General features: G+C 69.2%; 10 protein-coding genes. 1 reads left to right on the top strand and 9 read right to left on the bottom strand.

Annotation, left to right across the window (positions count from 1 at the left end; genetic code table 11):
- The 9 genes from ACLF3M_RS31490 to ACLF3M_RS31450 all read right to left on the bottom strand — a co-directional run.
- Positions 1–1,124: cobalamin-independent methionine synthase II family protein (locus tag ACLF3M_RS31490; protein WP_430660982.1), on the bottom strand; the 1,124-nt coding region annotated here is incomplete at its 3' end.
- The gene (locus ACLF3M_RS31485) at positions 1,121–2,122 is read right to left on the bottom strand and encodes a cupin domain-containing protein (protein ID WP_430660981.1); all 1,002 of its coding nucleotides are present in this window, start codon (positions 2,120–2,122) and stop codon (positions 1,121–1,123) included. The genes ACLF3M_RS31485 and ACLF3M_RS31490, both read right to left, overlap by 4 nt.
- Before the next feature lie 5 nt (positions 2,123–2,127).
- A complete protein-coding gene (locus ACLF3M_RS31480; RefSeq protein WP_430660980.1) occupies positions 2,128–3,189 on the bottom strand; it encodes an ABC transporter ATP-binding protein in 1,062 nt (353 codons plus the stop codon).
- A complete protein-coding gene (locus ACLF3M_RS31475; RefSeq protein ID WP_430660979.1) occupies positions 3,189–4,025 on the bottom strand; it encodes a carbohydrate ABC transporter permease in 837 nt (278 codons plus the stop codon). The genes ACLF3M_RS31480 and ACLF3M_RS31475 overlap by 1 nt, the downstream gene beginning before the upstream one ends.
- A complete protein-coding gene (locus ACLF3M_RS31470; protein ID WP_430660978.1) occupies positions 4,022–4,903 on the bottom strand; it encodes a carbohydrate ABC transporter permease in 882 nt (293 codons plus the stop codon). Before ACLF3M_RS31470 ends, ACLF3M_RS31475 begins: the two co-directional genes overlap by 4 nt.
- A gap of 14 nt (positions 4,904–4,917) precedes the next feature.
- A complete protein-coding gene (locus ACLF3M_RS31465) occupies positions 4,918–6,234 on the bottom strand; it encodes an ABC transporter substrate-binding protein (RefSeq protein ID WP_430660977.1) in 1,317 nt (438 codons plus the stop codon).
- 98 nt (positions 6,235–6,332) lie between these two features.
- Positions 6,333–7,412 carry a LacI family DNA-binding transcriptional regulator gene (locus ACLF3M_RS31460; protein WP_430660976.1) on the bottom strand — a complete coding sequence of 360 codons (1,080 nt, stop codon included), beginning with the start codon at positions 7,410–7,412 and terminating at the stop codon, positions 6,333–6,335.
- A 676-nt stretch (positions 7,413–8,088) separates the two neighbouring features.
- The gene (locus tag ACLF3M_RS31455; protein WP_430660975.1) at positions 8,089–8,364 is read right to left on the bottom strand and encodes a hypothetical protein; all 276 of its coding nucleotides are present in this window, start codon (positions 8,362–8,364) and stop codon (positions 8,089–8,091) included.
- A 185-nt stretch (positions 8,365–8,549) separates the two neighbouring features.
- On the bottom strand, positions 8,550–10,190 hold the full coding sequence (locus ACLF3M_RS31450; protein WP_430660974.1) for a 4Fe-4S dicluster domain-containing protein: 1,641 nt from the start codon (positions 10,188–10,190) through the stop codon (positions 8,550–8,552).
- Between the two features lie 88 nt (positions 10,191–10,278).
- On the opposite strand from ACLF3M_RS31450, the gene ACLF3M_RS31445 reads away from it, so the two are divergent.
- Complete coding sequence (locus ACLF3M_RS31445) at positions 10,279–11,061, top strand: uracil-DNA glycosylase (protein WP_430660973.1); 783 nt, start codon at positions 10,279–10,281, stop codon at positions 11,059–11,061.
- Positions 11,062–11,136: the final 75 nt, after the last annotated feature.

Here is an 11,136-nt window from a genome sequence, read left to right as displayed (position 1 = left end):
AGCCGGGCAGACGCGATTCTTGCACCCTCCGACAAGGCGGCAAGCTTCGCCCACGCAATGTCACCGTGCACGGCGCCGTACCCCGCGAAGGTGCCGAAACCGCAATCCGTGCCTGCAATGACACGATCGGGGCCGACGACTCTCGCAAAGGTCTCGATCCGCTGCGCCACTAGTTCGGGGTGCTCCACGAAGTTGGTGGTGCTGTCGAGGCAGCCCGGGACCAACACCCAGTCCCGCGGCAGCGTTGCGTCGTGCCAGACCGTCCACTCATGGGCATGGCGAGGATTCGACGCCTCGAACAGCAGGAAGCCGATGCGCAGCTTCAGGAGCTCCGGGAGCACGCGGTCCATCGGGATGTCGTGGGTATGCGGGCCTTCGTAGTTGCCCCAGCAGATGTGCAGCCGGACCTGGCGCGGGTCGATGTGGCGCAGCGCGTGGTTGAGGATCTCGACATGCCGCGCGGCGCGCCGGACGAAGGCATCGTCGTCCATCTCGGGGTAGAGCATGTGCCGCCCGAGGCCGAGGTCCGGCGCGTCGATCTGGAGCGTCAGCCCGGCCGCGACGATCGCCTCGTATTCGTGGCGCATGGCCTCCGCCAGGTCGGTCATGTAGCTGTCGATATCGGGGTGGAAGTCGGAGGGCTGGAACAGGGCGATCACGCCGGGCGAGGCGCTGTTCATGAAACCCGTCGCATACCCCGCCGCCGCCATCGCGCCCCGCATAACATCGAGGTCGCGCTGCAGCGGTTCCATGGACTTCACCGCGATCGGGCCCGTGCAGCGGGGACGGCGATAGGTCGGCGTGCCGCCCGCTTTCGCGAGGCGTTCCATGAAGGACGGGAAGTCCTTGAGGTCCGCCGGCACGCGCCGCGGGCTGTCGCCGGAGAAGCCGGTCAGCCGGTCCTTGATGTAGGTGGCGTAGGAGATCTTGGAGGTCTCGCCGTCAGACGGGATGTCGATCCCGACCGCCGCCTGGCGGCGCAGCACCTCCTTCGTCGCGGCTTCCATCGTGGCGTCGTAGCGCGCCTGGTCGAAGGGTTCCCCACGCTCGCGCGCAAAGAGCAGATCAGCGACCTCCTGGCTGCGCGGCAGGGAGCCGACATGGGTCGTTAGGATGCGCGTCACGACACAAAGCTCGGCATGGCGGGGCTGTCGCCGCCCCGCACGACGTAGGCGGCGACGCCGTTCGACGAACTCGCGCGAAAGGCGCGCGGCATGCCCTTCGGTGTGGTGAAGGTGTCGCCGGGGCCCATGATGACCTCGCCTTCGGGCGTCGTGACCTGCAGAACGCCGCGATGGACGAAGATCACCTCCTCCTCGTCGCGCACATGCGCGGGCACGCTGGCGCCGGATTCCAGCCGCAGGCAGCGCAGATTGAAGCCGTGCGGCCACCAGCCCGCGATCGGGCCCGGCGCAAAGCCGTCGTTGGTCGCGGCTGGCGTGATGATCGCGGCTTCCTCCACGCCCTCGCGCGCCAGCGGCGATCCCGGGTTCACCGCGAACTGACGCGGCTTCAGCACGCAGCCCGCCAGCTTGTCCTGCGGCGGCGTGGCGAGCTGCGCGATCTCCGCCGTGCTCGGCGGAAGCTGCCGCTTCGCGCCCGCGAGCACGGTCTCGCCCAGCGTCGTGTCCACCAGCCGCCCGCCTTCCAGCAGCACCAGGCCGTACTCGGTCGCGAGGTCGAAGACGCGCGGGCTCCAGGTCACCTTGCCCGCATTATCGCCGCCGAGCACCGCGAACAGGAAGCCGGTCTCCTCGCCGACGTTCTCGAAGCCGCGAAACATGTGGATGGGGATGGAGATGACGTCGCCTTCCTCCATCTCCACGCCGCCCTCGTCGGCGTTGACGCCGAAGATCATCCGCCAGCGGCCCTTGTGGACCACGAAGACCTCCGCGGTGTCGTGGCTGTGCTGGCTGTTCAGGCAGCGTGGCGGCTGGCGCGCGCCGCCGATGTTGAAGCCGTGCGGCTCCGCGATGTGGACGTGCTGGTTCGGGTTCTCCGCCACGCCGGGCCCGATCAGCGTGAAGTTCTCCTTCCGGTCGGAGCCGGGCGTGCGGCTGTCGACGAAGGCGTTGCGGCAGGGGACCAGGTCGGCATAGCGGATCAGGCGGCTGGAAATCATGGCGTTCATTCCGGGTTGAGTCGCGTCGTGGTCGCGGCGTCGAAAAGATGCAATCGGGTGGCGTCGAGGCGCAGGCCGATGGTGCTGCCGACTTCCGCGCGCCAGGCGCGGTCGGCCTTGGCGATCAGCCGGGACTCCCCGGCCAGGGCGGTCACCAGGACGGAATCGCCCGTGAGCTCCACGGCATAGACGCTGGCGTCGAGGTCTCCCGCGCCAGCCGGCGCGACCGTCACATCCTCCGGCCGGATGCCGAGCACGGCGGGGCCGGCATGGCGCGCCACGCGCGTGGCCGCGCGCAGGCCGCCGGGCGCGGTGAAGACGCCGCCCCGATGCTCGCCCTGGACCAGGTTCATCGGCGGCGATCCGATGAAGCCCGCGACGAAGAGATCGGCGGGTCGGTCGTATATCGCCTCCGGCGTGTCAAGCTGGCGGATCTCGCCCTGGCTCATCACCGCGACGCGGTGCGCCAGCGTCATCGCCTCGATCTGGTCGTGGGTGACGTAGATCGTGGTGACGCCGAGCTCGTATTGCAGGTGCTTGATCTCGGCCCGCGTGGAGACGCGCAGCTTGGCGTCGAGGTTGGACAGCGGCTCGTCCATCAGGAAGACGCGCGGGCGGCGGACGATCGCGCGGGCGAGCGCCACGCGTTGCCGCTGCCCGCCCGAGAGCTCGCGCGGCTTGCGGTGCAGCAGGTCGCCGAGCTCGACCTTCGCGGCCGCGGCCTGGATCTGCCGCTCGCGCTCCGCGCCGCGAACGCCGCGCAGCTTCAGGGGATAGCCGATGTTGTCGGCGACCGACATGTGGGGATAGAGGCCGTAGGACTGGAACACCATGGCGACGTCGCGTTCGCGCGGCGGCAGGTCGTTCACGCGTTCGCCGCCGATCAGGATTTCGCCCGCGGTCGGCTCTTCCAGTCCGGCGACCATGCGCATCGTCGTGGTCTTGCCGCAGCCCGATGGCCCCAGCAGGACCATGAACTCGCCGTCGTGGATCGCCAGCGACTGGTCGCGCACGGCGGTGAAGCCGGCCCAGGATTTCGTGACGTTTTTCAGGACGACGTCGGCCATCACTTCACCGCCCCGCCGGTCATGCCGCGCACGAAGTGGCGCTGGATGACGGATGCCATCAGGAACATCGGGATGGAGATCAGGATACCCGCCGCGGCGATCAGCTCCCACAGGTCGCCGCGCTCGGTGCGGAAGCGCGTGATGCCGACGGGCAGCGTCACGGCCTCGTCGCGCGTCAGAATCAGCGCGAAGAGGAACTCGTTCCAGGTCAGGATGAAGCAGAAGACGGCGGTGACGACGACGCCGGGCCAGATCATCGGCACGACGACGTCCCAGATCACACGCAGCCTGGTCGCGCCGTCCACCAGCGCCGCTTCCTCGGATTCCGTCGGCACGGCGTCGAGGAACCCCTTCAGCATCCAGGTCGCGAAAGGCGTCACGATCGCCAGGTTGACGATGATCAGCGCGAGCGGCGTATCGAGCAGGCCGAGGTCGCGGAACAGCAGGTAGAAGGGCAGCACCACGACGACCGCCGGGATGAACTGCGTCGCCAGGATCAGGAAGAACAGCAGACCCTTCGCCGGCATCTCGAACCGACTGAAGGAATAGGCAGCGAGGGTCGAGGCCGGCACCGAAACCAGCACCGTCGCGCCCGCCACGATCGTGCTGTTGAGCAGCGTATGCCCGATGTGCCAGGGGTGGCTGAAGATCGTGCGGAAATTGTCGAGCGTCGGCGTGAAGACCAGCGTCAGGTCGAACAGGTCGGCCGGCCGCTTGAACGCCGTCAGTGCCATCCAGAGGATCGGGAACAGGATCAGGAACAGCATGCCGAGAAGGATGGCGGATTCCGCCACCTTCCACGCGACGCGGCGCCGGCGCGCGGCGATCGCGCTCATGTCTGCCCCGGCTTGCGCAGGATGAGCTTCATGTACCAGACCGCGAGGAAGACGAGCATCGCGGTCAGGATCCAGGCGACCGCGCTGGCATAGCCCATGTCATACCAGCGGAAGGCGATGGAATAGACGAGGTAGGCGAGGGTGACCGTGGAGGTCCCAGGCCCGCCACCGGTCAGCGTGACCACCTGGTCGAACATCTTCAGGGCGAAGACGGTCTTCAGGATGGCGACGACCGCGAGGACCGGCAGCAGCGCGGGGATGGTCACGTCGCGCAGCACCTGGAACTCGGTTGCGCCGTCGATGCGCGCAGCTTCCTCCGGCTCCTTCGGCAGAGCCGCCAGGCCGCCGAGGACCACCAGCGTCATGTAGGGCACCCAGCGCCAGGCATCGGAGAAGACGAGCACCAGCAGCGCTGCCCAAGGGTCGGCGAGCCAGACGAAGCCCTTCAGCGGCGGGACGATCGCGCCGGCCAGCCAGGTGAAGACCCCGCTTTCCGCGTTGAACATGAAGCGGAAGGAGATGCCGACCAGCGCCGGCGAGACCGCGAAGGGCAGGATCAGCACGGCGCGGGTCATGCTCTGCAGCACGCCCGCGCGCCGCAGCAGCAGCGCGAGGCCGAGCGCGGAGACGACGGTCAGCGTGACGTCGACGGCGACGAACATGGCGGTGACACCGGCCGCATTGGCGAAGTCCGGGTCGTCGGTCAGCGCGATCAGGTAGTGCTCGGGCCCGATGAAGGGACCGGGGGTGGTGGAGCGCGTCAGGCGCCAGTCGCGGAAGCTCGTGGTCAGGGATACCGCGAGCGGCCAGATCGTGGTGCCCAGCACGATGAGCGCCGCCGGCAGGATCAGCAGGTACTTCAGCCAGCGGTCACGCATCGTGCCGGGCAGGCTCACCCGCGTCGTACGATGCGGCGGACCTGCGACGCCGCGTTGTTGAACGCGTCCGGCACGGTCTTCGCACCCGTCGCCGCCTCGTTCATCGCGGTCTCCAGCGCCTCGCTGATCTGCGGCCAGTCCGGGCCGAAGGTCACGGATTGCGTGTCGCGCAGCCCCTCCGCTGCCAGGCGGTGCATGCCGCCGAAGCGGGCGTTCACCGCGTCATCCGTCAGGTTCGGCCACATCACGGCGACGACGTCGTTCTCGCGGGGATCGAGCAGCACTTCCTTCTCGAGCGCGGGAGTCGCGATCCAGGTCAGCAGCTCCATCGCCGCGTCCTTGCGGCGCGAGCGGCGCGTGATCCCCCAGACCCAGGTGTTGGTGAAGGTGGTGCGGGGGCGCCCGGCGTAGCTCGGCATCGGGGCGAAGCCGATCTGTGCATCCGTCAGGCGGCTCGACTGCGGGTTTACCAGCGTCGACCGCACCCACCACCAGACCGGCAGCATGGCCGAGTTGCCCTGGCCCATGCTGTTCACCGCGTCCTGCTCGGCGAAGGAGACGGCGCCGGCCGGCGTCACGCGATGCCGGCGCAGCAGGTCGACATAGTCCTGCGCCGATTGCAGTCCGGCGGCGCTGTTGAAGGCGGGCTGGCCCTGCGCATCGAACAGCGACCCGCCGCGGCCCCAGAGGAAGTTGTACCAGACCATCAGGTTCTGGCCGTTGCCGCGGCCATAGGGGACGGAGACGCCGGCCATCCCGGGTTCCTTCTCCTGCACGGCCTTGGCGGTCTCGACCAGCGCCTCCCAGGTCGCGGGCGCGGTCAGGTTGTGCTTCTCGAACAGGTCCTTGCGGTAGAACAGCAGCTGCACGTGGCCGCGGCTCGGCAGGCCCAGCAGGTTGCCGTTCACCTGGCCCTGACGCAGATGCGCCGCCGGCCAGCGATCCAGCGGGATGCCCTTGTCGCGCACGCGCGCGTCGACGGGATCGAAGAGGTTGTTCAGCGACGCCACCCACTGGTCCATCGCGATGGCGAGGTCGTAGTCGCCGCCGCCGCCGACCATCTCGGCGGTCAATGCCTCGCGCATGCTGGCGAAGGGCACGAAGGTGTATTTCGCGGTGATGCCGGTCTGCTCGGTGAAGGCGGCGAGGCGCGCCTCATGCGCGCGGAACTGGCTGGCGACGACGCATAGCACCTTGAGCTCTGTCCCGGCGAAGGGCTTACCGGGCCGCAGGCCGGGCGTGGCGTTGACCTGGGCAGTCGCCGGGCCGGCGCCGATGAACGTGGCGGCACCGCCGGCAGCAGCGAGCAGGTCACGTCTGCTGAGCGTCATCGCACCCTCTCCTCCCCAGGAGGGCGTCTTGGGACGCCCCGTTTTGCATGCGCATGCAAGGCTAGCGGCAAGCCAGCGCCGATGGCAAGCCCGAAGCGTCAAGCCAGGGGCGGCCGCCAGACCAGCTTATCGCCAAGGCTTACGCAGCCCTCTGGCGGCATGCGCGCCGATCCCCGCACGACGAGTTCGCCCGGCACCAACTCGTGCCGCACCGGCGCCGAGGGCTCCTCGATCATCTCGCAGACCAGCGCGACGGCGGCGTCCACCATCGGCTGCAGCGGCTGCGCGAAGGAGGTCAGCGAGAAGCTCGGCCAGCGCGCCGGCCCGGTATCGTCGAAGCCGACCAGCGACAGGTCGCGCGGGATGCGCAGGCCGAATTCGTGGCGCGCGACCTCGCTGACGGCCGTCGCCATGTGGTCGTTGGCGACGAAGATCGCGTCGGGCCGGTCGGGCCGCGCAAGCAGCCGGCGCGCGGCGGCCGACGCCGCCTCGAAATCATACAGCCCGACCTCGCGCAGCGGCGGCGGATGCCCGTTCTCTGCAAGCCAGCCCGCGAAGCCGGCCTCCCGGTCGCGGCTGGTCGAGGAATTCTCGATCCCTGCGATGAAGGCGAGCCGACTGTGCCCGCCGGCGACGAGGAATTCGGCGATCAGCCGCCCGCCGCGCGCATTCTCGCCGGTGACGGAGGAGACGTCGCCATCCCGGCTCGTGCGGTTGAACAGCAGCACGGGGATCCCTGCGGCGCGACACTGCCCCGCCAGGGCGGAGGACAGCGTGGTGGAAGCGAGGATCAGCGCGTCCACCTGCCAGGCCAGCACCTCCTGCAGCAGCGGGTCGGCATCGCGGGCGGCGTCGGGCGTGAAGAGCAGCAGATGATAGCCGCGCGCCTGCAGGCCCTTCGACAGCGCCTCCAGCACGTCCGGATAGAAGTGATTCTGCAGATAGGCCGCTGCGACGCCGATGATGCGGCTGCGCCGCGTGGTCAGGCTGCGGGCGATGGCGTTGGGCCGGTAGCCCAGCGCACGCGCCGCCTTCTCCACCCGCTCGCGGGTCTCGCGCGCGATGGAGGCACCCGGAGTAAAGGCGCGGCTGACAGCTGATTGCGAGACGCCGGCCATGCGGGCCACGTCATCCGCAGTGGCCGGGCGCGGCGCGCGGCTGGCACGCGGCTCGGTCATCTCGATGGTGGAAGCCGCGCGCTGGTCGGGCCGAACCGGCCAGCCCGGGCCGGGCGCGGCCCATACGCATCGCGGGCGCTGGTCACCATGCTCAGGTTCGTGCCTGGCGGGTTCGCATCGCCGCCAGTTCCTCCTCAACCATCTCAGCGACCAAATTGCCGAGCTTTGCATGCGCTTGCAAGGCGAGGCCCTCCGCGTTGCGCGCGCAAGCTTTCGCGTACGCAACGCGCTTGCGGTTGTGCAGTCCATCCGGGCGCTGTCGCGGCCCGACGACCCCGCCCGGTGCGCCGAGGTGGTGAGCCCTGGATGCGCCGGGGCCGGCGGGTTAGGGCGGTCCGTCCGCCGCAACGGGGAAGGCCAAGCGCATGACCCCCACGCTTTTGCCTGGACGAAAGGATAATATTCCTTGTATCGTGGCGCCGCTCTTTGACACCGGCGCTGGCCGGGCTGCATCGGACCGCACAAGCATTCGAGACTATGGGGCAGTTTGTCCGGAAGCCGCCAAGGCGGGTCAAGCGCCGAACGGTTCGTCCGAAACCCGGGCAGGCTTGAGGGCTAAAAGCTTAAAATCCTAAAACCGTAAAGTCTGGCCCCCCAAAAAAACGAAACGCCGCGGCACATGGGCGCCGCGGCGTTCCGGAACCGCCCGGAGGTCTTCCCCGGGCCAGCCGGCCGATCAACGGAAGGGCATCGGCGCCTGGTTCATGTTCTGGCCGCGCTGCGCAGCCTGGTCGCTCAGCGAGTTCAGGTTCTGCGTGGTGTCCGGGCCGCCCGTCAGCACGTTCTGGCCGGACTTGGCACGATCGAGGCTCATCTGGTTCAGGCGGTCGGTCTCCGACATCTGCGGCTGCCGGGCTGCGGCCTGGCGGGAGCTGGACTGGCGCTGCTGCGCGAGGGCCGGGGCGGCCGCCACGGTCAGGCCGAGCGCGGCAAGAAGGACGAAGCGACGCATGCGGATCTCTCCCAAGAAGACGTTCCAGTCGTCACGCCGGCCATGCGCGACAGCCTGCATCCGGCGTTTCGAAAGCACGCCCAGCGTCCTGCGCGATGAGGCCGGAGGTCAAGGCCAATCCGATGACGATGCTGCGGAAAAACCCAAATCTGGCCACGGATTTCGGTGCCTTGGCCGCGCCCCGCCTACATCCCGCCGATGTAGTTCGGCCCGCCACCCCCTTCCGGTGTCCGCCAGTCGATGTTCTGGCTGGGATCCTTGATGTCGCAGGTCTTGCAGTGCACGCAGTTCTGCGCGTTGATCACGAGGTGCATCGGCCCCTCGCCGTTGCCCGCCTCCTCGCCCACGGCCTCGTAGACCGCCGCGGGGCAATAGCGGCTCTCGGGCGATCGGTAGCGCTCCCAGTTGATGCCTTCCCAGCGCCCCGGCTCCTTCAGCACGAGATGCGAAGGCTGGTCCTCGGCGTGGTTGGTGTTGGAGAGATACACCGACGACAGCCGGTCGAAGGTCAGCACGCCGTCGGGCTTCGGATACTCGATCCTCGGCGCGGAGGCGGCATTGGCCAGGCAGTCATGGTCGGCGTGGTGGCCGAAGGTCCAGGGCGCCTTGCCGCGGAAGACATAGGTGTCCACCGCCGCATTCAGCAGCCCGCCCCAGAGCCCCCATTTCGCGAAGCCCGGCCGGATGTTGCGCACGCTCTCCAGCTCCGGCCACACCCAGCTCGCCTTCAGCGCCTCGGGGTAGCTCTCCAGCACCGGCGCGCGATCGCCGGCCAGCGCGGCGGCGATCGCTTCGGCCGCCACCATCCCCGACTTCATCGAGGTGTGCGTGCCCTTGATCTTCGGCACGTTGAGGAAGCCCGCGGCGTCGCCGATGATCATCCCGCCGGGGAAGACCAGGCGCGGGATGGACTGGAACCCCCCCTCGTTCAGCGCGCGGGCGCCATAGGCGACGCGCTTGCCACCCTCGAGGAAGCCGCGCACGGCGGGGTGCGTCTTGAAGCGCTGGAACTCCTCGAAGGGCGACAGCCATGGGTTGGAGTAGTCGAGCCCCACCACGAAGCCGATAGAGACCAGATTCTCGCCCAGCATGTAGAGCCAGGAGCCGCCATAGGTGTCGCTCGGCAGCGGCCAGCCCGTGGAATGCCACACCAGGCCCGGCTTGTGCATGTCGCGCGGGATCTCCCAGAGTTCCTTCACCCCCAGCGCATAGGTCTGCGGCTGGCAGTCACGCCGCAGGTCGAAAGTCTCGAAGAGCCGCTTGGTCAGGCTGCCGCGGCAGCCCTCGGCGAAGACGGTGTAGGTGGCGCGCAGCTCCATCCCCGGCTGGTAGTCCGGGCCCTTGGTGCCGTCGCGCTGGATGCCCATCACGCCGGCGACGACGCCGCGGACCTGGTTCTCCTCGATGATCGTCTCGGACGCCGCGAAGCCCGGATAGATCTCGACACCGAGCGCCTCGGCCTTCGCGCCCAGCCAGCGGCACACATTCCCGAGCGACACGATGTAGTTGCCGTGGTTGTTCATCTGCGGCGGCGTCGGCAGCTTGAAGGACCCGCCCGCTGTCAGCAGCATGAAGCGGTCCTCGGTGACGGGGGTCGCCAGCGCCGGCGGGTCCTCGCGCCAGTCCGGCAACAGCTCGTCCAGTGCGCGGGGCTCCAGCACCGCGCCCGAGAGGATATGGGCGCCGATCTCGCTGCCCTTCTCCACCAGGCACACCGACGCCTCGGGGCTGGCCTGCTTCAGCCGGATGGCGCAGGCGAGCCCGGCGGGGCCGCCGCCGACGACGAGCACGTCGAACTCCATGGCTTCGCGCTGCGCGTCGGACATGCTGCTTTCCCCTGGCTTTTCTGCCGCGCGCAGGATGTAGCGTCGCGGGTGCTTGCGCGGAACCCTCGCGACCGCCGATATGCCCGGCATGGACCGGGATGCGCTGCTCGCGGCGCTGAGCCTTCAGATCGAGTGGGGGGCGGACGAGGCGCTGGCCGAGGCGCCGGTGGACCGCTTCGCCGCGCCGCCCGCCCCGGCGCCCGTGTCGCCGGCGAGGCCCGCTGTCGCCAGGCCCGCCGCCGCGCCCATCCCGCTGGCCCCGGTCCCGGCCGCGGCGGCGCGGCTGGCCGCGGATGCGAAGGACCTCAATGCGCTGAAGGCGGCCATCGCCGCCGCTGACAGCCCGCTGCGCGAGACCGCGACGAACCTTGTCTTCTCCGACGGGAACGTGACGAGCGGCCTGATGCTGGTCGGCGAGGCGCCGGGCGCCGACGAGGATCGCCAGGGCAAGCCCTTCGTCGGCGTCTCCGGCCAGTTGCTGGACCGGATGTTCGCCTCGATCGGGCTGAAGCGGGAAAGCGACTTCTACCTCACCAACATCCTGCCCTGGCGGCCGCCGGGAAACCGCACGCCGACGGATGCCGAAATCGCGCTTTTTCTGCCCTTCGTGTTGCGCCACATCGAACTGGCCGATCCGCGCCACGTCGTGCTGCTCGGCGGCGTCTCGGCCAAGACGCTGCTGCGCGCGAAGGACGGCATCACGCGGCTGCGCGGCCGGTGGCACCAACTGCCGCCCGAACACGGGGGGCGGCCCGCGCTGGCGACGCTCCACCCCGCCTATCTCCTCCGCAGCCCGCACGCCAAGCGCGACGCCTGGGGCGACCTTGTCCTGCTGAAGCGGACCCTTGACGGACGGGTCGCGCCGTCGTGAGGCGGGATAATGCGTGAAGAACATGGCAGAAGGCGCTGATTCCTTAATAACCGTCTAAAAAGCCTCACTGCGCGC

This window comes from Falsiroseomonas sp. HW251 (genome assembly GCF_050563545.1).
Classification (GTDB): Bacteria; Pseudomonadota; Alphaproteobacteria; order Acetobacterales; family Acetobacteraceae; genus Falsiroseomonas.
The sequence above is the reverse complement of the archived record's forward strand: the minus strand, read 5'-3'. Positions and strand labels throughout refer to the sequence as shown.